Here is a 23,803-nt window from a genome sequence, read left to right as displayed (position 1 = left end):
GAGATCCTCGACCACGATCAGCGTTCCTGCGACAGGGTGTTGAGCAACAGCCGCACGCGACAACCGGCGACCGCCTCCGAATCGACCTCGATCGAACCGCCATGGGCGTTGACGATCTCCTGGGCCAGCGCCAACCCCATCCCGGCATGACCGCGACGCTGTCGCCAGCCGATGAAGAAGGGCTCGAAGACGCGATAGCGATCCTCCGGGGCGATCCCCGACCCGTTGTCCTCGATCTCCACCTCGACCCCGTCGTCGACGCGCCGGGTGCACAGACGCAGCTCGCGCTGCGCCCGCCCGGACTCGCACAGGGCATGGATGGCATTGTCGACCAGGTGCTTGAAGAGCGCGCGCAGCTGATCCTTGTGGCTGGTGAACTCGGGCAGCACCGCCGCCGGGCGCCAGTCGACCACCACGCCGTTGGCGAGCAGCCGGTCGGTCTCGAGTTCGAGCACCTGACGCAGCAGCTCGTTGACGTTGACCAGCGCCCCCGGCTCGCGCGGCTCCTCGGGGAGCGCCGAGGTCAGGGTGTCGAGCGCACGCTGGCCGGAATGGCTGATCTGATCGAGCATCCCGGCGAGGGTGTCGATGTTGGCCGCGCCGCCGCGCAGCATCGAGGCGGCGGCGCTGATGACGTTGAGCGGCACCTGGATCTGGTAGATGGCCGCGGCCAGGGCCTCGCGCATGCCGTGCATGCGCTGCTGCTCGGCGAGCCGCGCGCGCAGGTTCTCGAGGTGCGAGCGCTCGATCTCGCGACGCCGGCTGGTGACCTCGTTGGCGAGCAACAGCACCCGGTGCTCGCCCCCGCTGGCACGCCCGAAATAGCTGCGCGCCGAGACGTCGGACTCCTCGACCGGGGTCGCCGAGCAGACGAACCAGCGCGGCCCGCCCCCGCCCGGGACCTCGATCCCGACCTCCAGGTTCTTGAACCCCTGCCCCGAGACCCCGGCCTCGAGCACGTCCACCCCGACCTGCTCGCGCAGCGCAGCGCGCAGCACCTCGAGCGGCTCGCGTCCGCGCAGATCGCCGAGCAGCTTCTTGTACTCCTGGTTGTCGAGGATGATCCGACCCTCGTGATCGAGCAGCACGATCAACGCCGGTGCGGCATCGAGCACGGTCTCGACCCGCGCCTTCTGCTGACGCACCGCGGCCTCCAGCTCGTGGACCTTGGTGACGTCGCGGTGCATGCCGAGGAAGTAGCGCAGCGCACCGCTGCGATCGAGCACCGGGGCGATGGTCAGCTCGGCGAGATAGTCCTCGCCCCCCTTGGTGCGGTTGACCAGGGTCCCGGTCCACGGCTGGCGCTGCTCGAGGGTACGCCACAGATGGCGATAGATGCTCTCCGGCGTGGCCCGGTTGGAGAGGATCGACTCGTTGCGTCCCAGCACCTCGGTGCGGTCATAGCCGGTGAGGGTCTCGAAGGCGCGGTTGGCATAGAGGATGGTCGCACGCGCGTCGGTGATCGAGATCGCCAGCGGCGACTGTTCCACCGCCTCGAAGAACAGCCGGGGCGGCAGGGGATCCTTGGGGTTGCCGCCCATCAGGGTGAGCGCCTCCACCACCTCTGGCGGGGTGCCCTCGGGCGGCGCTGCGAGAAAGGCGCCGAGGGCATTGATCACGGCCTCCTGGGTGGCCTCGGGGGCTTGCTGGGGCGACACGGGCATCTCCTCGGGACTGTGGGTCTGGGCGTTCCTTAAGCAATCTGCGTACCGCTTTCAATCGTTCGGCGACCACCGGCATCGATCCCAGAGCTTGTCGGCTTTGCGACAAGGCGATCGGCATCCATGCCACAGCCTGTTGGCACCACGACAGACCCTCTCCCGCCCGAAGCCGGTGCAAACCCACGATTGACGCCCCATTCGGGGTCAATCCCGATTTTGGGCACACCGCTTGCTTACTGGCGTGTCAGACGAATGCCGCTATCGTGAGGACCGCCATCCATGGGCGAGTATCTGCTGCTGATCCTCGGCACCGCGCTGGTCAACAACGTGGTGCTGGTGAAATTCCTCGGGCTCTGTCCCTTCATGGGGGTGTCGAGCAAGCTCGACTCGGCCCTGGGGATGGGCCTGGCCACCACCTTCGTGCTGACCCTCGCCGCGGTCGCCGGCTGGCTGCTCGAGCACCTGGTACTCGGCCCGCTCGGTCTCGGTTATCTGCGCATCCTCAGCTTCATCCTGGTGATCGCCGCGGTGGTCCAGTTCACCGAGCTGGCGGTGCGCCGGATCTCGCCCGCGCTCTATCAGGTGCTGGGCATCTTCCTGCCGCTGATCACCACCAACTGCGCGGTGCTCGGCGTCGCCCTGCTCAACGTGCAGCAATCCCACGACTTCTTCGAGAGCGTGCTCTACGGGCTCGGCTCGGCGCTCGGCTTCACCCTGGTGATGGTGCTCTTCGCCGGGCTGCGCGAGCGCCTGGCGGTGGCCGAGGTCCCGGCGGCCTTCGCCGGGGCGCCGATCGCCTTCATCGTCGCCGGACTGCTCTCGCTCGCCTTCATGGGCTTTGCCGGACTCGCCTGAGCCGACGCCCCGCAACCGGAGTCTCAGAGATGCTTGCCGCCATCCTCACCCTCACCGCGCTCGGACTCGCCCTCGGCTGGTTGCTCGGACTCGCCGCGCGTCACCTCAAGGTCGAGGACGACCCCATCGTCGAACAGGTCGCCGCGCTGCTGCCGGGCTCGCAATGCGGCCAGTGCGGCTATCCCGGCTGCGCCCCGGCGGCAGCGGCGATCGCCGCCGGCGAGGCGGCGGTCAGCTGCTGCCCGCCGGGCGGACGAGCGCTGGCCGAGGCGCTGGCCGAGCTGCTCGGGGTCGAGGCCGACCTCTCCGGTGTCGACGACCAGCCGCCGCAGCTCGCACACATCCACGACGAGCGCTGCGTGGGCTGCACCAAGTGCCTCAAGCGCTGCCCGACCGACGCCATCATGGGGGCCAACAACATGATCCATGCCGTCTTCCCCGAGGCCTGCACCGGCTGCGGCCTGTGCGCCGCGGTCTGCCCCACCGAGGGCATCGAGATGCGCCCCGAGCGCCCCACCCCGCAGACCTGGTACTGGCCCCGGCCGGAGGTGGCGACACGATGAATGCCCTGCGCCAACTGTTGCGCCGCCCCGCCAATCGTATCCATTCGGTGCGCGGCGGCGTCCACCCCGATGACCGCAAGGCGCTGGCCGCAAGCGCGCCGATCACCGAGCTGGCGCTGCCCGCGCGGCTCGACCTGCCGCTGCAGCAGCACATCGGCGCCAGCGCCGCGCCGCTGGTGCGCAAGGGTCAGCGGGTGGCCAAGGGCGAGCCGATCGCCCGCGCCCAGGGACCGATCTCGGCGCCGCTGCACGCGCCGACCTCGGGGCGGGTGATCGCCATCGCCGAGCGCCCGGCCCATCACCCCTCGGGACTGGCGATGCCGACGATCAGCATCGAGCCCGACGGCGAGGAGCGCTGGTACGGGGCGCTCACCCCCTGCGACGACCCGTTCGCGCTCGACCCGGGGGCCATCGCCGAGCGGGTCGCCGCCGCCGGCATCGTCGGGCTCGGCGGCGCGACCTTCCCGGCCGCGGTCAAGCTCAATCTCGGCGCCAGCCATCCATTGCACACCCTGGTGATCAACGGCGCCGAGTGCGAGCCCTATCTCACCTGCGACGACCGGCTGATGCGCGAGCACGCCGAGGCGGTGATCGACGGCGCGCGCATCATGGCCCATGCCCTCGGGGTGGGCGGCATCCTGGTGGCGATCGAGGACAACAAGCCCGAGGCGGCGGCGGCCATCGAGACGGCCGCCGCCGGGTTCGACGCGATCACCCCGATCCGGGTGCCGACCCGCTACCCGATGGGCTCCGAGCGCCATCTGGTGCAGGCGCTCATCGGTCGCGAGACCCCGGCGCGGGCACTCACCGCCCAGCTCGGCGTGGTGGTACACAACCCGGCCACCGCCTTCGCGGTACACCAGGCGCTGCGTCTGGGCCAGCCGCTGATCGCGCGGGTCATCACCCTCAGCGGCGCGGCGATCGCGCGCCCGGCCAACCTGTGGGTGCCGCTCGGCACCCCGGTGGAAACGCTGATCGCGCACTGCGGCGGACTCACCGAGGAGGACGCCCGGCTGGTGAGCGGCGGGCCGATGATGGGCCAACCGCTACCCAGCCCCCAGGTGCCGACCACCAAGGGCTGCAACGCCATCCTCGCCCTCGGCGCCGCCGAGCGCGCGCCCGGTCGGACCATGCCCTGTACCCGCTGCGGACGCTGCGTCGAGGTCTGCCCCTGCGGTCTGGTGCCGCTGGAGCTGGGCGCGCACATCCGCGCCGGCGACCTCGAGGGCGCCGCCGAGCGCGGGCTCCACGACTGTCTCGGCTGCGGCTCCTGCGCCTACACCTGCCCCTCGCAACAGCCGCTGGCGCAGTACATCGCCCACGCCAAGGGCGAGCTGGCCGCGCGCGAGCGCGCCAGGCGCAAGCAGGCCGAGACCAAGGCACTGGCCGAGCGACGCACCGCGCGACTCGAGGCGATCAAGCGCGCCAAGCGCGAGGCGATGGCCAAGCGCAAGCGCGAGGCCGCGCGCAAGCAGGCCGAGCAGCAGACCGAGACGGAGCACTGAGACCATGCACATCGCACCCCCGGCGATCGCCGGCCCCTTCGTCCACGGCGGCGCGAGCATCGCCCGCGACATGCGTCTGGTGATGCTCGCGCTGCTGCCGGCCACCCTGTTCGGGCTGTGGCAGTTCGGCTGGCCGGCGCTGCTGCTGTTCGCCGTCACCCTCGCCACCGTGGTGGTCACCGAGGCGCTCTGTCTGTGGCTCGCCGAGCGCCCGCTGCGTCCCTTCCTCGGTGACGGCTCGGCGCTGCTCACCGGCTGGCTGCTCGCGCTCAGCCTACCGCCCTGGGCGCCCTGGTGGATCGGGGTGATCGGCGGGGTGATCGCAATCCTGATCGCCAAGCAGGTGTTCGGCGGCATCGGTCAGAACCCCTTCAACCCGGCGATGGTGGCGCGGGTGGCGCTGCTGATCGCCTTCCCGGTGGAGATGACCAGCTTCGTCACCCCCGCACCGCTCGGCAGCGACGCCGCCCCGGGGCTGGGCGCGGCGCTGGCCATCGTCCAGGGTGGCGCGCCGATCGACGCCTACAGCGGCGCCACCACGCTCGGCGTGGTGCGCACCGCACTCGATCAGGGCGAGGCGCTGGGCGGCATCCTCGGCGCGAGCTTCGCGCCGCTCGACGCCGCGCTCGGCCTCCACGGCGGCAGCCTCGGCGAGACCTCGGCGCTGTTGCTGCTGCTCGGCGGCCTCGGGCTGATCCTCACCCGGGTGATCGGCTGGCAGATCCCGGCGGCGATGCTCGGCACCCTCGCCCTGCTCGCCACGGTGATGCACCTCCACGACCCGACCCACTACCCCGACGCCACCTATCATCTGCTCGGCGGCGCCACCATGCTCGGTGCCTTCTTCATCGCCACCGACCCCACCACCTCGCCGGTGAGCGCGCGCGGGCGACTGATCTTCGGCGCCGGCTGCGGGCTGCTGGTCTATGTCATCCGCACCTGGGCGGGCTATCCCGAGGGGGTCGCCTTCGCGGTGCTGCTGATGAACGCCTGCACCCCGGTGATCGACCACTACGTCCGACCCCGCATCCACGGCCGTGACCGCCGCGGCCGTCCACTGGTCGGCGCCGAGAGCCCGGAGGCACGTCGATGAACACCCTCGCCGAACCCAGTTACCGCGCGCGCGTCGGCTATCAGGCCGGACTGCTCGGCGGTTTCGCCCTGCTCGCCGCGGCGTTGCTGGTGATGGGTGATATCGCCACCCGCGACACCATCGCACTGCGCGAGGCCGAGGATCTCAAGGCGACCCTGACCCAGGTGATCCCGGCCGAGCTGCACGACAACGACCTGCTCGAGGCCACCGTCCCCCTGGTCGACGACGCCGGGCGCACGGTCACCGTCTATCGCGCGCTGCGCGACGGCACGGTCAGCGCGCTGGCCTTCCCGGTGGTGGGCAAGGGCTACGCCGGCGAGATCCGGTTGATGCTCGGCGTCGATCCCGAGGGACGCATCCTCGGGGTGCGGGTGATCGCCCACAGCGAGACCCCCGGCCTCGGCGACAAGATCGAGCTGGCCAAGGACGACTGGATCCTCGACTTCGACGGTCGCGCGCTCGGCGACCCGCCAGCGGCGCGCTGGGCGGTGGCCAAGGACGGCGGCGACTTCGACCAGTTCAGCGGCGCGACCATCACCCCGCGCGCGGTGGTGCGCGCGGTGCGCGCCGGGCTCGAGCGCTTCGCCGCCGAGCGCAGCCGGCTCATCGTCGCGCCCGACCGGCTCGACACCGCAGAGGAGTGACCCCGATGTCGCAACCGCAACCCACCGACTGGCGGCGTATCGCCGCCGACGGGATCTGGAACAACAACGTGGTGCTCGGACAGGCGCTCGCGCTCTGTCCGCTGCTGGCGGTCACCGCCACCGCCACCAACGGGCTCGGGCTGGGGCTGGCCAGTACCCTGGTGATGACCCTCTCCGGGGTGCTGGTGGCGCTGGTGCGCTCGCTGGTGACCCCGGAGGTCCGCATCCCGGTGTTCATCCTGGTGATCGCGGTGCTGGTCACCCTGGTCGACCTGGCGATGAACGCCTGGCTGCACGACCTGCACAAGGTGCTCGGGCTGTTCATCCCGCTGATCGTCACCAACTGCGCCATCCTCGGGCGCGCCGAGTCCTTCGCCTCGCGCAACCCGGTGCTGCCCTCGGCCTTCGACGGGCTGATGATGGGCATCGGTTTCACCCTGGTGCTGGTCGCGCTCGGCGCGGTGCGCGAGATCATCGGCAGCGCCACCCTGTTCGCCGACGCCTCGTTGTTGCTCGGCGAATCGATGGCCTTCCTCGAACTGACCCTGATCCCCGACTACCCCGGCTTCCTGCTCGCGATCCTGCCCCCCGGCGGCTTCCTCGCCCTCGGCTTCATGCTCGCGGGCAAGCGGTTGATCGATACCCGACGTGCCCGCATCCGCGCCCGTGGCGCAACCGCGGCACCGGTCTGAGCGAGAGCGAACGATGGCAGAGAAAAACAGCATGCGAATCGGCGTCGCCTATGCCAGCAAGGAGCAACGCGCCTGGCTGAGGATCGAGGTGCCGGAGGAGACCACGGTGGGCGAGGCGATCGCGCGATCGGGGATGCTCGAACGCTTCCCCGAGATCGACCTGGAGATCAATCGGGTCGGGATCTTCGGCCGCTTCGTCACCCTCGAGCGGACACTCGCACCCGAGGAGCGGGTGGAGATCTATCGTCCGATCGACGCCGACCCCGAGACCATCGAACGACGCGACCGGGACTGAGCCGCGACCCTCATTGCATTTGCAAAGGGGACGGTGGCGGGCTATACCCCAAGCCGAGGCGGGCAAGGGTCCGTCAGCTACGGGAGCGCGGGAATGGACATCAGGAGATGGCGGATGGACGCACGACCGGGGATCACGGGGCGAGCACCATCCACACGCTGGCGCGGCACGCTCGGCCTCATCGCCCTGCTCGGTCTCGTCTGGCTGCCGGTCGCACCCGTCCCGGCCAACCCGCCGGCGGCAATCGCCTCCGCCGCCAACCCGCTGCGACCTCCCGATACCTCGAGCCCCAGGGCGACGCTGCAGAGCCTGCTGACCAACCTCGAGCGCGTCCACGCCATCGCCCTCGATCCGGCACGGCCACGCAACGACACCCTGGTGCCGCTGCAACGGGCGGCGCGTACCCTCAACCTCAGCGAGATCCCCGAGCGCCTTGCCGCCAACATCGGCATCGAGCGCGCGCTGCTGCTCAAGGAGATCATCGACCGGGTCGGACTGCCGGCGCTCGCCGAGGTCCCGGACGCGCGCTCGGTCGAGCGGCACGACCTCACCCGCTGGCGCATCCCCAACACCGAGATCATTATCGCCCGGGTCGAGAGCGGGCCTCGCGCGGGCGAGTTCCTGTTCACCCCGGGGACGCTCGACCGTCTCGAGGACGACTATGACCGGGTGGCCGCGCTGCCCTACCTGCCCGAGGCCACCCCTGGACTCTACGACGCCTACATCTCCACCCCGGGGCGCGGACTCAGCCTCGACTGGGGGCGGACGCTGCCGGACTGGCTGACCCGGCAATGGCTCGGTCAGACCCTGTGGCAGTGGCTCGCCACCGGCGTCGCGCTTGGTCTCGGCGCGCTGCTCGCCAGCGCGCTGCTGCGCGCCGGTCGGCGCGCCGACCAGCGGCGCACGGACACCTCCAGGCGGGGTGGCACCATCCTCGCGCTCGGCGCGGTGGCGCTCCTGCTGCAGGGGCTCGAATACCTGATCGACGTCCAGATCAACCTCACCGGCGCGGTGGTGATCACCGTCAAACAGGGCTTCGTGCTGGTGCTCTACACCGTGCTCGCCTGGCTGGTGGCGTTGCTGCTCAACCAGAGCGCCGAGGCGATCATCCGCTCGCGCCGGCTGCGCCCGCGCGGCATCGACAGCCAACTGCTGCGGCTCGGCTTCCGCCTGCTGAGCATCATCGCCATCGCCGCACTGGTGATCGACGGCGCCCAACGCATCGGCCTGCCCGCCTATTCGGTGATCACCGGGCTCGGGGTCGGCGGCCTGGCGGTGGCGCTCGCCGCGCGCGAGACCCTCGCCAACCTGTTCGGCTCGCTGGCGATCATGTTCGACCGCCCCTTCCGCATCGGCGACTGGATCAAGATGGGGAACTACGAGGGCACGGTCGAGGACATCGGCTTTCGCAGCACCCGCATCCGCACCTTCTACGACTCGGTGCTGGCGGTGCCCAACGCCTACACCATGAATGCCACCATCGACAACATGGGCAAGCGCGACCACCGCCGCGTCTACACCACCATCGATCTGCGCTACGACACCCCGCCGGAGCGTGTCGAGGCCTTTCTCGAGGGTATCAAGGGGGTCATCCGCGCCAACCCGGCGACCCGCAAGGACGGTTTCCACGTGGTGGTGAGCGACCTCGGCGCACACGGCATCACGGTCATGCTCTATTTCTTCCTCACCGTGCCCGACTGGGCGACCGAGCTGGTCGAGCGCCAGCGCGTGTTGCTGGAGGTGGTGCGTCTGGCCGAGCAGCTCGGCGTCGCGTTCGCCTTCCCCACCCAGACGCTGGAGATCGACGCCACGCCCGAGCGGCCGCGCGCGCCGGCGACCCCACTGCCCGCCGAGCAGCTCGTCGAGATCGCCCGCGACTTCGGTCCCGGCGGACGGCAGGGCCGCCCGCGCGGGCTCGGGCTCCACACGCCCCCGCACGAGGAGACCTGACCCGCGGCGACCGCCGCCGCAAATTCGCAACATCCCTGTGCGAAGATGGAACGTTGGCATGTCGGCGCCGGTGGCGTCGACACGACTTCCCCAAGCATGAGGATCGATTCGATGACCGACAGCCTGACCCTGGTGCAGAAACAGCGCGCCCACCTGCAAGATGCCGTCGATGGGCTGGGACGGCTCGCGCTCACGGCACTGCGCCACTCGGTCGACTGTCTCGAGCAGCACGATCCGGCGCGCGCCGCGCAAATCATCGCCGACGACGCCGAGATCAACCAGCAGCGCCGCCTGCTCGAACAGGAATGCCTGGTGACCCTGGCCGCCTACAAGCCCGCCGGCGTCGATCTGCGCGCCGTCGGTGCGTGCATGGAGCTGGCCGGTGAACTCGAGCGCATCGGCGACTATGCTGCCGACGTCGCCCGTCTCCTCGTCAAGCGCGGCGCGACGCCCTTCCCCGCCGAGCCGGTGGCGGCGATCGGCGAGCTGGCGGGCACCGCAATCGCGATGCTCGAGGCCACCCTCGAGGTGTTCGCCGCCAACGGCGACGAGGCGCGCGCGCGCGCGGCGGTGGCCGCCGAGGAGCAGGTCGACCGCGACGAGCACGCCTTCATCGAGCAGGTGTTGGAGCGGATGCGCGAGGACCCCGAGTTCGCCGTCACCGGGACCCAGTTGCTGTGGATCGCCCACAACTACGAGCGGGTCGCCGACCGCGCGACCAATGTCGCCGAGCGCGCGATCTATGTCGCCTCGGGCAAGACCCCCGACCTGGATTGAGTGCGCGCGCGCCGGCGACTAGCGCGCCGGCAGCGTCAGCCCATCCTTGCCGGCGCGCTGCAGCTGGGCGCGCACCCGCTCGGCATCGGCCTTGTTGGCGTAGGGACCGAGACGCACCCGGTGATAGACCGCGCCGCTGTCGAGGGTGACGCGCTCGATCCGGCTGGAGAGGCCGAGCAGAGCGAGTTCGGCGCGCAGCGTCTCGGCATCGGCATTGCGCTTGAACGAGCCGGCCTGGACGACATAGCCGCCAGTGGCGGCGGGGCGCTCGAGGCTGGCCGATGGCGGCGGGGTCTGCGGCTGGGGCGGCGGCTCTGGCTGGGGACGAGGGGCCGGCGGCGGGGGTGGCGGGGCGTCGGTCTCGATCTCGACCTCGGCGTCGCGCAACAGCGTGGGGAACTGAAAGTCGGGCTGCACCGGCACCGGACGCGAGGCCGGCGCCGCGCGCTCGCCAGTCTCCGCGCCCACCTCGGGCTCGGGCATCCAGTACAGGCTGGCGCCGAAGGCACCGAGCAGGGCCCCGAACAGGAACCACCAGACGCAGGAGCGCGACTGCTGGCGCTTCGGGCTGGGGCGGGTCGCGCCACTGCGTCGGTAGTCCCTGGTCATCTCACATGTTCTCCGGCGCGCTCACCCCGAGCAGCCCCAGGCCATTGCGCAGCACCTGACGCACGGCGAGGATCAGCTTGATCCGGGCATCGCGCAGCGCAGCGTCATCGACCAGGAACTGGTGGGCGTTGTAATAGGTGTGCAGCTCGTTGGCGAGATCGCGCAGATAGTGGGTGAGCTGATGCGGTTCGGCCTTGAGCGCAGCGCCCTCGACCACCTCCGGATAGCGCGCGATGGAGCGCAGCAGCGCCTGCTCCTGGGGCTCGACCAGGCGATCGAGATGGCTGGTGCCGGCGCTCGGCTCGATGCCGATGCCGCGCTCGGCGGCCTGGCGCAGCACGCTGCAGACGCGGGCGTGGGCGTACTGGACGTAGTAGACCGGGTTGTCCGAGGACTCGGACTTGGCCAGGTCGAGATCGAAGTCGAGATGCTGCTCGCAGCGACGCATGACGTAGAAAAAGCGCGCCGCGTCGCGCCCGACCTCCTCGCGCAGCTGACGCAGGGTGACGAACTCGCCCGAGCGCGTCGACATCTGCGCCTTCTCGCCGCCGCGATAGAGGATGGCGAACTGCACCAGCAGCACCTCGAGACGGCTGGCATCGTCGCCGAGCGCCTCGAGCGCGGCCTTCACCCGCGGCACATAGCCGTGGTGGTCGGCGCCCCAGATGTCGATCACCCGCTCGAAGCCGCGCTCGAGCTTGTCCATGTGATAGGCGATGTCGGAGGCGAAGTAGGTGGTCTGGCCGTTGTCGCGCACCACCACCCGGTCCTTCTCGTCGCCGAAGTCGGTGGAGCGGAACCAGAGCGCGCCGTTCTGCTCGTAGACGTGCCCGGACGCGCGCAGCCGCTCGATGGCCTTGTTGACCGCACCGCTCTCGGTGAGCGTGCGCTCGGAGTACCACTCCTGATAGTCGACGCCGAAGCCGGCGAGATCGTCGCGGATGTCGTCGAGGATGGTGTTGAGCCCGAGCTCGAAGACGAAGCGATAGCGGTTGTCGCCGAGCAGACGCTTGGCGGCCGCGATCAGGTCGTCGATGTGCGCCTCCTTGTCACCGCCGCCGGCACCGTCGTCATCCGCCGCCACCCCGGCGAAGACCGCATCGGCGGCCACCCGGTAGGCGTCGCCGTGCTCGCGGTGCAGGGTCGCGGCGATGTCCCAGACGTAATCGCCCTTGTAGCCGTTGCTCGGGAAGGTCAGCTCCTCGCCGCAGAGCTCGAGATAGCGCAGCCACACCGAGGTGCCGAGGATGTCCATCTGGCGACCGGCGTCGTTGACGTAGTACTCGCGGTGGACGTCGAAGCCGACCGCGGCGAGCAGATCGGCGACCACGCTGCCGTAGGCCGCGCCACGACCGTGACCGACGTGCAGCGGTCCGGTGGGATTGGCCGAGACGAACTCGACCTGCACCCGACGTCCGGCGCCGACCTGGCTGCGCCCGTAGTCGGGCCCGGCGGTCATGATCTGCGGCACCAGGGCGTGGTAGGCGGCCTCGGTGAGGAAGAAGTTGATGAAGCCGGGACCGGCGATCTCGACCCGCGCCACGGCGGCGGAGGCGGGCAGCGCCTCGACCAGTCGCTGCGCCAGGTCGCGCGGCTTGGTGCGCGCCTGCTTGGCCAGCACCATGGCGATGTTGGTGGCGAAGTCGCCGTGGGCCGGATCCCTGGTGCGATCGAGCTGGGGCTCGGGCAGCGCCTCGAGCGCGAGGGTGCCGTCTGCGACGAGACGCCCGAGGGCGTCGCGGATGAGTTCGATGATGTCTTGCTTCATGCAGGCCTACGACCAGGCCGCGCCGCGCCGACGCAGGATCCGCACGACCCCTGGGACGGGGCCGGGACCGGCAATCGGCGGCGCAAGCCGCAATGGAGATGGAAAGTGCTCGGGCGCCGGATCGATCGGGCGGCAGCCCTGATCCCGTCTAAGCATACCCGAATCCGTCGCCACGAGGGAGACGCGACGCCGGGCGGCAGCGGCGCGAGCGTGGAATCCGCGCCTGCCCCCAAGGTACGGCGGACATGCCGGTCGAGCGGCGCTCGACGGTCATCTCCGGCGCAGCGACCTACACGCTTCGGTTTATAATGCTTCGCTCCATCGACAATCCAGCAACGCCCATGCCCATGTACCAGACCGACGACCTGCGCATCCGCGAAATCAAAGAAGTCCGCTCACCGAAGGCGTTGCACGAGGAGTTTCCGCTCTCCGAGGCCGCCTCGGCGACCGTCTATGGCACCCGTCACGCGATCCAGCGCATCCTCCACGGCGAGGACGATCGTCTGCTGGTGATCATCGGTCCCTGCTCGGTGCACGACCCCGACGCCGCGATCGAGTACGCCCGCAAGCTCAAGCCGCTGCGCGAGCGCTTCGCCGAGCAGTTGCAGGTGGTGATGCGGGTCTATTTCGAGAAGCCGCGCACCACCGTCGGCTGGAAGGGGCTGATCAACGACCCCGGACTCGACGGCAGCTTCGAGATCAACCAGGGGCTGGGCATCGCCCGCAAGCTGCTGCTCGATCTCAACGACATGGGCATGCCCGCCGGCACCGAGTTCCTCGACCTGATCAGCCCCCAGTACATCGCCGATCTGATCAGCTGGGGCGCGATCGGCGCGCGCACCACCGAGAGCCAGGGCCATCGCGAGCTGACCTCCGGGCTGTCCTGCCCGGTCGGCTTCAAGAACGCCACCAACGGTGACGTCAAGGTGGCGATCGACGCCATCCACGCCGCCGCCCGTCCCCATGTGTTCATGTCGGTGACCAAGGAGGGACGCTCGGCGATCTTCAGCACCACCGGCAACGTCGACACCCATGTCATCCTGCGCGGCGGCCAGCGTCCGAACTACGACACCGAGAGCGTGCACATCGCCGCCGACCAGATCGTCGAGTCCGGGCTGACGCCGAAGGTCATGATCGACTGCAGCCACGCCAACAGCCGCAAGAAGCCGGAGAAGCAGGTGCGCGTCTGTCAGGACGTGGCCGGACAGGTGGCGCGCGGCGAGCAGTGCATCATCGGCGCGATGATCGAGGGCAACCTGGTCGCCGGGCGGCAGAACCTCGGTGACGGCAAGGGGTTGGTCCACGGCCAGAGCATCACCGACGCCTGTGTCGGCTGGGACGACACCGAGCCCATGCTCCAGGCACTGGCCGACGCCGTGGAGCAGCGCCGCGCCGCCCGCGCCCGCGGGCGCGACTGAGACCGCCGGCCTCTCACGCGCGCCGGGGATCCCGACTAAGCTCCGACATGGCGGGGCACTGAGCCCCGCCATGTGATTCCAGCGGAGGGAGGATCAAGCATGAAAGGCGCCATCGCGCTGCTCTGCGCGGTCGCGGCCCTCGACGCCCAGGCCGAGCTGTATCGTTGCGTCGACGCCGCCGGTCATACCAGTTACCAGCAAACGCCCTGTGACGCCGCAAGTTCGGGGGGCAGCATCGAGCTCGACACCCGCAGCCCCGACGGCAACGCCCGCGCCGCCAACGACCCGAGGATGTCGGTCGGCAGCCAGCTCGAACGGCTCGCCCCACCCCCGACCGAGCGCACTTCCACCGACGCGCCGCGCAAGACATCAACCCCCACGGCAGTGGATCGGGCCAAATGCGCCCGTCACCGTGCCCAGGTCGCGCGCTGGGAACAGACCGCCCGCGCCACCTACCGCGACCGCAGCGAACAGCGCTACCGCGAGCAGATGCTCGAACACCACCGCGCCCAGGTCGAGCGGTATTGCGGCCCCTGAGGACGGGCTGCCAGCCGCCAGCCGCCAGCCGCCAGCCGCCGGGAGATATTGAACCGCAAAGTCCCAAAGGACGCGAAGAGAGCGACCAGCCTTCAGCAAACAGTCTCCGGTGTCGGTGTGCGGTCAACCGCGACGCGACGAGACAACCCAGCCCCCTCACTGGAGGCTGGCAGCTGGAAGCCTTCCTTCATCTTCGCGCTCTTGGCGCCTTTGCGGTTCGAATCAGCTTCCAGCGATCAGCCTCCAGTCGGCGAGGCTGGTGTGCATGATCGGCGATTGACGAGCAAGACAGCATCTTGGCGGTTCAATGAAGATTGAACCGCCAAGACACAAAGGACGCGAAGAGAGCGACCAGCCTTCAGCAAACAGCCTCCGGTGTCGGCGTACGGTCAACCGCGACGCGACGAGACAACCCAGCCCCCTCACTGGAGGCTGGCAGCTGGCGACTGAAGGCTGGGCGCTGATCGCTACCCCTGGCGGCTGGTGGCTGGGCGCTGATCGCTCCCCCCGCGATGGGCACGCTGCGCTTTGCCCATCCTACGGCGATGGCACCTGGTGTTCGTGGCGAGGGTGAGGAAAAACGCCCGCTGGCGGCTGGCGGCTGGTGGCTGGCGGCTGGTAGCTGACGGCTGATCGCTGAACCTCAGAGCCGCCCCAGATAACGCTCGCCGCCAAGACGCGAGGACTGGTCGATGATCCAGTCGGCGCGGCGGCGCAACCGCTCCGAGGGGCGGTCGAGACGGTAGTGACCGGGGGCCGGCAGCACGCCGATGAGCAGCGCCGACTCCTCCAGCGTCAGGGTGCGCGCCGGGTGGCCGAAGTAGCGCACGCTGGCCGCCCCGGCGCCATAGGTGCTGGGGCTGAACTGGATGATGTTGAGATAGACCTCGAGGATGCGCTCCTTCGACCACAGCACCTCGAGCAACAAGGTGAACCAGGCCTCGATCGCCTTGCGCCCCCAGCCCTGCCCCGGCCACAGGAAGAGGTTCTTGGCCGTCTGCTGGGTGATGGTGCTGGCGCCGCGCAACGCGCCGCCCTGGCGATGGGCGGCGAGGGCGTGACGGATCTCGATCAGGTCGAAGCCGAGATGGGTCGGAAAGCGCTGATCCTCACCACTGATCGCCGCCAGTCGCAGCGGCGGCGGGAGCTCGCTCCAGGGCACCCAGCAATGATGGTAATAGGGCGGTGACTGATCGAGTCGCCACAGGTTGTAGGCGTGCTGGAGCATGAACGCCGAGGCCGGCGGATCGACCCAGCGCAGCGCCCCGACGAGCAGCGCCGAGCCGAGCACGCCGGTGACGGCCAGCACCAGTAACCCGCGACCGCAGCGGCGCAGCCAGCAGCGCGCGCGCCCGGGCATGCTCCGGAGCCGCGACGGCGACGACCCGGGCGCCTCGGCCGCGGCGCTCGCCATGCCCGGCCCGGGGGCATCGACCGCGCCGGCCTCCCGCCGCTCCTGCTCGCTCATCGTCGCAGTGTCGCACCCATGCCCGTGCTCAGCCCGCCAGCCCCCGGGTCTGCAGCGCGCGGATCTGGTCGCGCACCGCCGCCGCCTGCTCGAACTCCAGGTCCTTGGCGTGCTGGTACATGGTCTTCTCCAGCGCCTTGATCCGCTTGGCCAGCTGCTGCGGGGTGAGCGCGGCGTACTCGGCCACCTCGTCGGCCACCGCAGCATAGTCACGCGCCGGCAGCGGCGCGCCCGGAGTGGCCGCCTCCATGATGTCGGCCACCGCCTTGCGGATGGTCTGCGGGGTGATGCCGTTGGCGGCATTGGCGGCGAGCTGCTTGGCGCGGCGGCGCTCGGTCTCGTCGATCGCCCGGCGCATCGAGGCGGTGACGCTGTCGGCGTAGAGGATCGCCTTGCCGTTGGCATTGCGCGCGGCGCGACCGATGGTCTGGATCAGCGAATCGGTCGAGCGCAGGAACCCTTCCTTGTCGGCGTCGAGGACGGCGACCAGCGAGACCTCGGGCATGTCCAGCCCCTCGCGCAGCAGGTTGATGCCGACCAGCACGTCGAAGGCGCCGAGCCGCAGATCGCGGATGATCTCGACGCGCTCGACGGTATCGATGTCGGAGTGCAGATAGCGCACCCGCACCTCGTGCTCGGTGAGGTAATCGGTGAGGTCCTCGGCCATGCGCTTGGTGAGGGTGGTCACCAGCACGCGTTCGTCGACCGCGACCCGGGCGTGGATCTCGGAGAGCAGGTCGTCGACCTGGGTCAGCGCCGGGCGCACCTCGAGCTCGGGGTCGACCAGCCCGGTGGGACGCACCACCTGCTCGACGACCACGCCCGAGTGCTCCAGCTCGAAGGCGCGCGGGGTGGCCGAGACATAGATGGTCTGCGGCTGGCGCGCGCGAAACTCCTCGAAGCGCAGCGGCCGGTTGTCGAGCGCCGAGGGCAGGCGGAAGCCGTAGTCGACCAGGTTCTCCTTGCGCGAGCGATCACCCCGGTACATGCCGCCGAGCTGGGGCACGGTGACATGGCTCTCGTCGATCACCACCAGGGCGTCGTGCGGCAGGTAGTCGTAGAGGGTCGGCGGCGGCTCGCCGGGGGCGCGCCCGGAGAGATAGCGACTGTAGTTCTCGATGCCCTGGCAGTAGCCGACCTCGACCATCATCTCCAGGTCGAACTGGGTGCGCTGTTCGAGCCGCTGCGCCTCGACCAGCTTGCCCTGCTCGCGCAGCACCGCGAGGCGCTCGCGCAGCTCCGGCTTGATCTGCTCGACGGCCTGGAGGATGGTCTCGCGCGGCGTGGCGTAGTGGGTCTTGGGGTAGACGGTGTAGCGCGCCACCTGCTGGCGCACCGCGCCGGTGAGCGGGTCGAACAGCGACAGCGACTCGATCTCGTCGTCGAACAGCTCCACCCGCACCGCCTCGTCGTCGGACTCGGCCGGATAGATATCGATCACGTCGCCGCGCACCCGGTAGCAGCCGCGCTGCAGCTCGACCTCGTTGCGCTGGTACTGCAGGTCGGCGAGACGACGCAGGATGGCGCGCTGATCGACCAGATCGCCGCGCTTGAGCAGCAGCACCATCTTCAGATAGGCGCTCGGGTCACCGAGCCCGTAGATCGACGAGACGGTGGCGACGATCACCACATCGCGCCGCTCCAGCAGCGCCTTGGTCGCCGACAGCCGCATCTGCTCGACGTGCTCGTTGATCGCCGCGTCCTTCTCGATATAGGTATCCGTGGCCGGGACATAGGCCTCGGGCTGGTAGTAGTCGTAGTAGGAGACGAAGTACTCGACGGCGTTGTGCGGGAAGAACTCGCGCATCTCGCCGTAGAGCTGGGCGGCGAGGGTCTTGTTCGGCGCCAGTACCAGGGTCGGGCGCTGCACCCGGTCGATGACGTTGGCGATGGTGAAGGTCTTGCCCGAACCGGTCACCCCGAGCAGGGTCTGCCCGGCCTCGCCGTCCTCGAGGCCGGCGACCAGGCGTTCGATGGCTGCTGGCTGATCGCCCGCGGGTGCGAACCGGGCTTCGAGCTGGAAAGGTCTGGCGGACATGCAAGGGGCCTCGTCTGCTGATGGCGACGGCACCCCGCAGCGACCGCGATCCACGGCCATCGCGCGAGATGCCGGGCGTCCGGCGTTTCGCTATTATTGGCAGTTGCAACAATCAAATCCAGCCACCCCAGGACCCCAGAGATCATCGCTGATGAGCACCAAACTCGCCGCCCGCGTCCAGGCCGTCAAGCCGTCTGCCACACTCGCCATCACCGCCCGCGCCAATGCGCTGCGCGCCGAGGGCAAGGACGTGATCGGACTCGGTGCCGGTGAACCCGACTTCGACACCCCCGAACACATCAAGGCCGCCGCCATCGCCGCGATCGAGAACGGCTTCACCAAGTACACCGCCGTCGACGGCACCGCCGGGCTCAAGCAGGCGATCATCGACAAGTTCAAGCGCGACAACGGGTTCGACTTCACCGCCGAGCAGATCCTGGTCTCCTGCGGCGGTAAGCAGAGCTTCTTCAACCTCGCCCAGGCGCTGCTCGATCCGGGCGACGAGGTGGTGATCCCCGCCCCCTACTGGGTCTCCTACCCCGACATGTCGCTGCTCGCCGGTGCCGCCCCGGTGTTCATCCACGCCGCCGCCGACCAGTCGTTCAAGATCACCCCGGCGCAGCTGCGCGCGGCGATGACCGAGCAGACCCGGCTGGTGGTCATCAACAGCCCCTCCAACCCCACCGGCATGGCCTACAGCCGCGACGAGCTCGAGGCCCTCGGCGAGGTGCTGCGTGACTTCCCGCGCGCGGTGATCGCCAGCGACGACATGTACGAGCACATCCGTTGGAGCGATGCGCCCTTCGTCAACATCCTCAACGCCTGCCCCGACCTTGCCCCGCGCACCCTGGTGCTCAACGGTGTCTCCAAGGCCTACTCGATGACCGGCTGGCGCATCGGCTACGCCGCCGGCCCGGCCGACATCATCAAGGCGATGAAGAAGGTGCAGTCGCAGAGCACCTCCAACCCGGCCTCGATCTCGCAGGCCGCCGCCCAGGCCGCGCTCGAAGGCCCGCAGGCGTGCATCGGCGAGATGCTCGTCGCCTTCAAGGCGCGTCACGACCTGGTCGTCGAGCGACTCAACGCGATCGAGGGCATCGAGTGCCTGCCCACCGACGGCACCTTCTATGTCTTCCCCAAGGTGCAGGGGCTGATCGATCGCATGCCCAACATCAACACCGACCTCGAGCTGGCCGAGTTCCTGATCGAGACCGCCGGCGTCGCCCTGGTGCCCGGCACCGCCTTCGGCCTGCCCGGCTACGTCCGACTGTCGATCGCCACCAGCCGCGAGAACCTGGAACAGGCGCTCGAGCGTATCGCCAACGCCTGCGCCGGCTGAGACCCGCCCCGGCGTCCCGTCCGCCGGGGCGCCGAGTCATCGGTCAGAGGCAAGCGAAAACGGCATGCGATCGAACACAGCAATCGAATCCATGCTTGACGCATCAGCGCATCCCCACTAACATTATCGGCTCAAGACATTCCCTGGTAGCTCAGTCGGTAGAGCGGGTGACTGTTAATCACTAGGTCGGCGGTTCGAGCCCGTCCCAGGGAGCCAAATACGAAAAAGGGCTGATCCTCACGGATCAGCCCTTTTTTCTTGTCTGTCTGTCGGTTTCGCCCCGCTCAGAGCAACAGCAGGGCCGTCGACATCCCCACCAGATAGGCCGGCCAGTAGCCGATGCGGGCGAGACGATCGAGCCGCTCGGCCTCGCGCTCGCGCTTCTGGTGCTGCCAGATCCGCAACTGCACGTTGACCAGGATCACCGCCCCGGTGATCACGAAGGTGCCGGCGATGAAGGCATCGACCGCGGTGAGATAGCCCAGCCTCGGCAGGTCGTTGCCCAGGGTGAAGTTGAAGGCGATCAGCAACAGCAGCACGGTGATGCCGATGTCGATACGCTTCATGTAGTCCTTGAGGCGGAAGGTGCTCCACGAGACCACCAGGATGATCAGCATCGGCACGAAGATGCGCACCACGTAATAGAGCAGGTGACGGTTGGCCTGGAAGCCGAGCGAGAAGCGCGAGTAACCGAGTCCGTCGGCACCGGTGACGGTGTCGACCACCGCCGCCGAATCGAACACCTGCCATTCCTCCTCGCCGAGCTGGTCGCCGACCCCGATATGCTCGGGCAGAAGCTCGAAGACGAACAGCGAGTCGGGGAGCAAGGACTCCGCCCGGATGTAGAACGACTGGCTGTCGAAGGGGAAATCGCGGAAATCGAAGTCCGGGGCCTGGAACACCGCCGTTGCGCGCTCGATATAGTGCACCTCGCCATCGGGGTAGAGGCGTATCCCCTGGCGGCTCAGGTCGTGCCGCCCCTGCTGATTGGCCAGGAACATCCCCGGCCACACCACCCCCTGCGCCTGTAACCTCTCCATCGTCTTGGCAAAGGTCAGCATGCGAAACGGCGGCGCCCCGGGCGTCGGCTCATAGGCCAGCGCCGGCTCGCGATAACGTACCCGCAGGGTATAGACGGCGGAGAAATTCTCGGCCTTCTGGTCGATCCCGACGATCTGGTCCAGCGTCACCCCGATCCGCACCACGGTCGGCCCGTCGGCCCCCTCCCCGGCCACGACCCAACCCGACAGCAACAGCAGACACAGCAGCAGCAACAGGCGATGCATCGGCACGACCTCGGGCGACGGGAGTCAACCTGGAGGATAGCGGCTCGCCGGGATCGTACACAAGACGAGCCGCCAAGGGATTGGACCGCAAAGACGCGAAGGACGCCAAGCAAAAACAGTTGATTGGGTTGCAGCGACCAGTACGGCTGAATGCAATGCCCACTGGAGGCCGGCGATTGGAAGCCGATCGTCTTCTTTGCGCGCTTCGCGTCTTTGCGGTTCGATTCGGCTGGTCGCTAACGGCCGGCGCCCGGGATCAGTCCCCGAGGTCGCCCCACAGCCCCTGGATCAGCGCGATGGCGGCCAGGGGAGCGGTCTCGGTGCGGAGGATGCGGGGACCGAGACGCACGCCGGTGAAGCCCTGAGCGCGGGCCTGATTGATCTCGCGCTCGCTCAGACCGCCTTCGGGACCGATCAACAGGGTGACGCCGGTCTCGGGCGGGGTGAGTGCGGTGAGCGCGCGCTCGGCGCGAGGATCGAGGATGAGACCGCCGGGCCAGCCGGCGGGGAGCCAGTCGGGCAGCGCCTGCAGGTCGTCGAGCCGGGGCAGGCGGCGACGACCGCTCTGCTCGCAGGCGCTGACGATCACCCCGCGCCAGTGGTCGAGACGACGCGCCAGCCGCGCCCCGTCGAGCCGCACCACGCTGCGCTCGGTACGCAGCGGGGTGATGCGGGTGACGCCAAGCTCCACGGCCTTCTGCAACGCGAAGTCCATGCGCTCGCCCTTGGAGACGCCGAGGGCGAGATGGATCTCGAGCCGGGGCGCGGGCTCGACGGGACCAGGCGCGCCGAGGCGCACCTGCACGCCCTCGCGCCCGCTGTGGGTGATGGTGGCGGGGAAGTCGTGACCGCTGCCGTCGAAGAGCACCACCTCGGCCCCGGGGCCGAGGCGCAGCACCTGCGCCAGATGACGCGCGGGACCGCTGGGCAGGGCGCAGTCGGCGCCGTCGGTCAGCGGCTGGTCGACATGGACGCGAGGGATGCGCACGGCTCAGCCCCCGTGATCACGCCCACCGGCCAGACGCCAGCCGGCGAAGGCCAGGGCCAGCCAGCCGCCGAGCAGCAGCATACCGCCGATCGGGGTGACCATGCCCAGCCCCCGCACCCCGCTGAGCACCAGCGCGAACAGGCTGCCGCTGAACAGGGCGATGCCGGCGAAAAACAGCCAGGCGGCGAGAGCGACGCCAGCGGCGCGCGGGCGCGCCACCAGCAAGGCGCCACAGACCAGGATCGCCAGGGCGTGGGTGGCGAGATAGTCGGCGGCGGTGTGCCAGTTGGCCAGCATGCGCGGCTCGACCCGGCCATCGAGTCCGTGCGCGCCGAAGGCGCCGAGCGCCACGCTCGTCAGCCCGCAGAGCGCGCCGACGACCAGCCAGGGTCGTGCCGGATGCATCATCGATCCCCCTCGTTATCCACCGATCTCAGTCGCGCGGCTTGCGATTCGGGCGCGGCCGCCACTCCTTCTCGCCGGGCGCGCCACGACGCACCGGCGTGCGCTCGCCGCGCTGCCGCCCGGGCACGAACTTGCCGGGACGCGGCTTGCCCGGACGCCCCTCGCGCACCGGTGCGGCGGTGCCACGGCGCGGCTCGCCCTCGCTCTGATCGAGCGCCGAGATGCGCAGCGCCTGACCACGGACATAGACCCGCTTGAGGTGCTGGAAGACCTCGCGCGGCATGCCCTTGGGCAGGTCGACCACCGAGTGATCGTCCTGGATGTCGATGCGGCCGATGAAGCGGCCCTCCAGCCCGGCCTCGTTGGCGATGGCGCCGACGATCTCGCGCGGGGTGGCGCCATGCTGATGACCGACCTCGATGCGGTAGTGCTCGAGATCGCCCTGCGGCGGCCGGCCGGCGTCGTGGTCGCGCTCGCGACGCGGGCGACGCTCGCCGCGATCACCGCGCTCGGGACGAGCGCCCCGCTCGAGACGCGGACCGCGGTCATGACGCTCGCGCGACGGGCGCGGCCGCGGCAGCTCCTCCTGGATCTCCAGCGGACGCTCGCGCTGGTTGAGATAGGCGAGCGCCGCGGCGAGGTCGTGCATCTCGACCTCCAGCTCGGTGTTGAGCCGCGACAGCAGGCGATAGAAGAAATCGAGGTCCTGGCCGAGCGCCTCCTTGATCTCGGCGGTGAAGCGATCGATACGCGACTCGCTGAGATCGGCCGCCGAGGGCGGCTCCATCGCCGGCACGCTGCGGCGGATGGTGCGCTCGATGGCGCGCAGCAGCCCGCGCTCGCGCGGCTCGACCAGCAGCAGCGCGCGACCGGCGCGACCGGCACGGCCGGTGCGGCCGATACGGTGGACATAGGCCGAGGGGTCGGTGGGGATGTCGAAGTTGACGACATGGCTGATGCGCTCGACATCGAGTCCGCGCGCGGCCACGTCGGTGGCGACCAGGATATCGAGCTGGCGCTGCTTGAGCCGCTCGATGGTGCGCTCGCGCATCTCCTGGTTCATGTCGCCGTTGAGCGCCTCGGCGGCGAACCCATGGGCCTTGAGCTTGTCTGCCAGTTCGGTGGTGCCGTGCTTGGTGCGCACGAAGACCACCATGCCGTCGAACTCCTCGATCTCGAGGATGCGGGTGAGCACGTCGAGCTTGTGGAAGCGGGTGACCACGCAGTGGTGCTGATCGATGGTGTCGACCGTCTCCGAGTCGGCCGCCACCTGCACCAGCATGGGGTCGCGCAGCCGCTTCTCGGCCACCTGACGGATGGCGCGCGGCATGGTCGCCGAGAACAGCGCCACCTGCCGCTCCTCCGGCGCCTGCTCGAAGATCCAGTCGATGTCCTCGGCGAAGCCCATGTTGAGCATCTCGTCGGCCTCGTCGAGCACCAGGGCGCGGATCCCGGCGAGCGACATGGTGCCGCGACGGATGTGGTCCATCACCCGACCCGGGGTGCCGACGATCACCTGCGGCTTGCGCTTGAGCTGGCTGATCTGCAGCCCGTAGCTCTGACCGCCATAGATCGGCAGCACCAGGAAGCCGGGCAGGTGCGCGGCGTACTCCTGGAAGGCCTCGGCGACCTGCAGCGCGAGCTCGCGGGTCGGCGCCAGCACCAGGATCTGCGGTCCCCCGGCATCGAGATCGAGACGGCTCAACAGCGGCAGGGCGAAGGCCGCGGTCTTGCCGGTGCCGGTCTGGGCCTGACCGAGCAGGTCACGCCCGGCGAGCAGGTGCGGGATACATTGGCTTTGAACCGGGGTGGGGGACTCATAGCCGAGATCACCAACGGCCTGGGTGACGGCGGGGGAGAGACCGAGATCGGCGAAACCGGTGCTCGTGTCAGGGGTATCCATGGTGGAGCC

21 protein-coding genes and 1 tRNA gene are annotated in these 23,803 nt (G+C 69.5%); 13 read left to right on the top strand and 9 right to left on the bottom strand.

Annotated features, from left to right (window positions below; genetic code table 11):
- Positions 1-17 precede the first annotated feature (17 nt).
- A complete protein-coding gene (gene nifL, locus EDC29_RS02005; protein ID WP_132228337.1) occupies positions 18-1,664 on the bottom strand; it encodes a nitrogen fixation negative regulator NifL in 1,647 nt (548 codons plus the stop codon).
- Between the two features lie 276 nt (positions 1,665-1,940).
- On the opposite strand from nifL, the gene rsxA reads away from it, so the two are divergent.
- From rsxA to phoU, 9 genes are all read left to right on the top strand, one after another.
- The gene (gene rsxA, locus EDC29_RS02000) at positions 1,941-2,516 is read left to right on the top strand and encodes an electron transport complex subunit RsxA (protein ID WP_005223102.1); all 576 of its coding nucleotides are present in this window, start codon (positions 1,941-1,943) and stop codon (positions 2,514-2,516) included.
- A 29-nt stretch (positions 2,517-2,545) separates the two neighbouring features.
- On the top strand, positions 2,546-3,079 hold the full coding sequence (gene rsxB / locus EDC29_RS01995; RefSeq protein WP_123138993.1) for an electron transport complex subunit RsxB: 534 nt from the start codon (positions 2,546-2,548) through the stop codon (positions 3,077-3,079).
- Positions 3,076-4,584, top strand: a complete 1,509-nt coding sequence (gene rsxC / locus EDC29_RS01990) for an electron transport complex subunit RsxC (protein WP_132228335.1) — start codon at positions 3,076-3,078, stop codon at positions 4,582-4,584. The genes rsxB and rsxC overlap by 4 nt, the downstream gene beginning before the upstream one ends.
- A 4-nt stretch (positions 4,585-4,588) precedes the next feature.
- The gene (locus EDC29_RS01985) at positions 4,589-5,677 is read left to right on the top strand and encodes an RnfABCDGE type electron transport complex subunit D (RefSeq protein ID WP_132228333.1); all 1,089 of its coding nucleotides are present in this window, start codon (positions 4,589-4,591) and stop codon (positions 5,675-5,677) included.
- Complete coding sequence (gene rsxG, locus EDC29_RS01980) at positions 5,674-6,321, top strand: electron transport complex subunit RsxG (protein WP_123138996.1); 648 nt, start codon at positions 5,674-5,676, stop codon at positions 6,319-6,321. The genes EDC29_RS01985 and rsxG overlap by 4 nt, the downstream gene beginning before the upstream one ends.
- A gap of 5 nt (positions 6,322-6,326) precedes the next feature.
- Positions 6,327-7,013 (top strand): electron transport complex subunit E, encoded by a 687-nt coding sequence (locus tag EDC29_RS01975; RefSeq protein WP_123138997.1) that lies wholly within the window; start codon positions 6,327-6,329, stop codon positions 7,011-7,013.
- Positions 7,014-7,026: 13 nt separating this feature from the next.
- Positions 7,027-7,308, top strand: coding sequence for an RnfH family protein (locus EDC29_RS01970; protein ID WP_123138998.1), 282 nt, complete (start codon positions 7,027-7,029; stop codon positions 7,306-7,308).
- Positions 7,309-7,422: 114 nt separating this feature from the next.
- Complete coding sequence (locus tag EDC29_RS01965; protein ID WP_132228331.1) at positions 7,423-9,258, top strand: mechanosensitive ion channel family protein; 1,836 nt, start codon at positions 7,423-7,425, stop codon at positions 9,256-9,258.
- A gap of 111 nt (positions 9,259-9,369) precedes the next feature.
- Positions 9,370-10,035: a phosphate signaling complex protein PhoU gene (gene phoU, locus EDC29_RS01960; protein ID WP_123139000.1), complete on the top strand. Its 666-nt coding sequence runs from the start codon at positions 9,370-9,372 to the stop codon at positions 10,033-10,035.
- Between the two features lie 18 nt (positions 10,036-10,053).
- Here the strand turns inward: phoU and EDC29_RS01955 are convergent, their stop codons facing one another.
- Together EDC29_RS01955 and argS are read right to left on the bottom strand one after the other, a co-directional pair.
- Complete coding sequence (locus EDC29_RS01955; RefSeq protein ID WP_123139001.1) at positions 10,054-10,644, bottom strand: SPOR domain-containing protein; 591 nt, start codon at positions 10,642-10,644, stop codon at positions 10,054-10,056.
- Position 10,645: 1 nt separating this feature from the next.
- Positions 10,646-12,412, bottom strand: coding sequence for an arginine--tRNA ligase (argS, locus tag EDC29_RS01950; RefSeq protein WP_132228329.1), 1,767 nt, complete (start codon positions 12,410-12,412; stop codon positions 10,646-10,648).
- A 347-nt stretch (positions 12,413-12,759) separates the two neighbouring features.
- Here argS and EDC29_RS01945 point away from each other — a divergent pair, with 347 nt between their 5' ends.
- Both EDC29_RS01945 and EDC29_RS01940 read left to right on the top strand, forming a co-directional pair.
- On the top strand, positions 12,760-13,830 hold the full coding sequence (locus EDC29_RS01945; protein ID WP_123139003.1) for a 3-deoxy-7-phosphoheptulonate synthase: 1,071 nt from the start codon (positions 12,760-12,762) through the stop codon (positions 13,828-13,830).
- 99 nt (positions 13,831-13,929) lie between these two features.
- Complete coding sequence (locus EDC29_RS01940) at positions 13,930-14,367, top strand: DUF4124 domain-containing protein (RefSeq protein ID WP_132228327.1); 438 nt, start codon at positions 13,930-13,932, stop codon at positions 14,365-14,367.
- A 643-nt stretch (positions 14,368-15,010) separates the two neighbouring features.
- Here the strand turns inward: EDC29_RS01940 and mtgA are convergent.
- Both mtgA and uvrB read right to left on the bottom strand, forming a co-directional pair.
- Positions 15,011-15,835, bottom strand: a complete 825-nt coding sequence (gene mtgA / locus EDC29_RS01935; protein WP_123139005.1) for a monofunctional biosynthetic peptidoglycan transglycosylase — start codon at positions 15,833-15,835, stop codon at positions 15,011-15,013.
- A 28-nt stretch (positions 15,836-15,863) separates the two neighbouring features.
- On the bottom strand, positions 15,864-17,873 hold the full coding sequence (gene uvrB, locus EDC29_RS01930) for an excinuclease ABC subunit UvrB (protein WP_123139006.1): 2,010 nt from the start codon (positions 17,871-17,873) through the stop codon (positions 15,864-15,866).
- Positions 17,874-18,024: 151 nt separating this feature from the next.
- Here uvrB and EDC29_RS01925 point away from each other — a divergent pair, with 151 nt between their 5' ends.
- Complete coding sequence (locus EDC29_RS01925; protein WP_132228325.1) at positions 18,025-19,212, top strand: pyridoxal phosphate-dependent aminotransferase; 1,188 nt, start codon at positions 18,025-18,027, stop codon at positions 19,210-19,212.
- 140 nt (positions 19,213-19,352) lie between these two features.
- A tRNA-Asn gene (locus EDC29_RS01920) sits at positions 19,353-19,428 on the top strand.
- Between the two features lie 68 nt (positions 19,429-19,496).
- On the opposite strand, the gene EDC29_RS01915 is transcribed toward EDC29_RS01920, so the two are convergent.
- The 4 genes from EDC29_RS01915 to EDC29_RS01900 form a co-directional block, all read right to left on the bottom strand.
- Positions 19,497-20,498, bottom strand: coding sequence for a ligand-gated ion channel (locus EDC29_RS01915; protein ID WP_082805864.1), 1,002 nt, complete (start codon positions 20,496-20,498; stop codon positions 19,497-19,499).
- 256 nt (positions 20,499-20,754) lie between these two features.
- Positions 20,755-21,486: a 16S rRNA (uracil(1498)-N(3))-methyltransferase gene (locus tag EDC29_RS01910; protein WP_123139008.1), complete on the bottom strand. Its 732-nt coding sequence runs from the start codon at positions 21,484-21,486 to the stop codon at positions 20,755-20,757.
- 3 nt (positions 21,487-21,489) lie between these two features.
- Entirely contained in the window at positions 21,490-21,894 is a 405-nt protein-coding gene (locus EDC29_RS01905; RefSeq protein WP_420870431.1) for a DUF423 domain-containing protein, read from the bottom strand.
- Positions 21,895-21,919: 25 nt separating this feature from the next.
- On the bottom strand, positions 21,920-23,794 hold the full coding sequence (locus tag EDC29_RS01900; protein ID WP_123143094.1) for a DEAD/DEAH box helicase: 1,875 nt from the start codon (positions 23,792-23,794) through the stop codon (positions 21,920-21,922).
- Positions 23,795-23,803 lie beyond the last annotated feature (9 nt).

Source organism: Marichromatium gracile (assembly GCF_004343155.1).
In the GTDB taxonomy this organism is placed as follows: Bacteria; Pseudomonadota; Gammaproteobacteria; order Chromatiales; family Chromatiaceae; genus Marichromatium; species Marichromatium gracile.
Note: the sequence above shows the minus strand (reverse complement) of the source record. Positions and strands in the feature narration are given on the sequence as shown.

Excerpts from the sequence above, each read along its gene's own strand:
- nifL (WP_132228337.1), bottom strand. The coding sequence starts at position 1,664 with ATGCCCGTGTCGCCCCAGCAAGCCCCCGAGGCCACCCAGGAGGCCGTG.
- rsxA (WP_005223102.1), top strand. The coding sequence starts at position 1,941 with ATGGGCGAGTATCTGCTGCTGATCCTCGGCACCGCGCTGGTCAACAAC.
- rsxB (WP_123138993.1), top strand. The coding sequence starts at position 2,546 with ATGCTTGCCGCCATCCTCACCCTCACCGCGCTCGGACTCGCCCTCGGC.
- rsxC (WP_132228335.1), top strand. The coding sequence starts at position 3,076 with ATGAATGCCCTGCGCCAACTGTTGCGCCGCCCCGCCAATCGTATCCAT.
- EDC29_RS01985 (WP_132228333.1), top strand. The coding sequence starts at position 4,589 with ATGCACATCGCACCCCCGGCGATCGCCGGCCCCTTCGTCCACGGCGGC.
- rsxG (WP_123138996.1), top strand. The coding sequence starts at position 5,674 with ATGAACACCCTCGCCGAACCCAGTTACCGCGCGCGCGTCGGCTATCAG.
- EDC29_RS01975 (WP_123138997.1), top strand. The coding sequence starts at position 6,327 with ATGTCGCAACCGCAACCCACCGACTGGCGGCGTATCGCCGCCGACGGG.
- EDC29_RS01970 (WP_123138998.1), top strand. The coding sequence starts at position 7,027 with ATGGCAGAGAAAAACAGCATGCGAATCGGCGTCGCCTATGCCAGCAAG.
- EDC29_RS01965 (WP_132228331.1), top strand. The coding sequence starts at position 7,423 with ATGGACGCACGACCGGGGATCACGGGGCGAGCACCATCCACACGCTGG.
- phoU (WP_123139000.1), top strand. The coding sequence starts at position 9,370 with ATGACCGACAGCCTGACCCTGGTGCAGAAACAGCGCGCCCACCTGCAA.
- EDC29_RS01955 (WP_123139001.1), bottom strand. The coding sequence starts at position 10,644 with ATGACCAGGGACTACCGACGCAGTGGCGCGACCCGCCCCAGCCCGAAG.
- argS (WP_132228329.1), bottom strand. The coding sequence starts at position 12,412 with ATGAAGCAAGACATCATCGAACTCATCCGCGACGCCCTCGGGCGTCTC.
- EDC29_RS01945 (WP_123139003.1), top strand. The coding sequence starts at position 12,760 with ATGTACCAGACCGACGACCTGCGCATCCGCGAAATCAAAGAAGTCCGC.
- EDC29_RS01940 (WP_132228327.1), top strand. The coding sequence starts at position 13,930 with ATGAAAGGCGCCATCGCGCTGCTCTGCGCGGTCGCGGCCCTCGACGCC.
- mtgA (WP_123139005.1), bottom strand. The coding sequence starts at position 15,835 with ATGAGCGAGCAGGAGCGGCGGGAGGCCGGCGCGGTCGATGCCCCCGGG.
- uvrB (WP_123139006.1), bottom strand. The coding sequence starts at position 17,873 with ATGTCCGCCAGACCTTTCCAGCTCGAAGCCCGGTTCGCACCCGCGGGC.
- EDC29_RS01925 (WP_132228325.1), top strand. The coding sequence starts at position 18,025 with ATGAGCACCAAACTCGCCGCCCGCGTCCAGGCCGTCAAGCCGTCTGCC.
- EDC29_RS01915 (WP_082805864.1), bottom strand. The coding sequence starts at position 20,498 with ATGCATCGCCTGTTGCTGCTGCTGTGTCTGCTGTTGCTGTCGGGTTGG.
- EDC29_RS01905 (WP_420870431.1), bottom strand. The coding sequence starts at position 21,894 with ATGATGCATCCGGCACGACCCTGGCTGGTCGTCGGCGCGCTCTGCGGG.
- EDC29_RS01900 (WP_123143094.1), bottom strand. The coding sequence starts at position 23,794 with ATGGATACCCCTGACACGAGCACCGGTTTCGCCGATCTCGGTCTCTCC.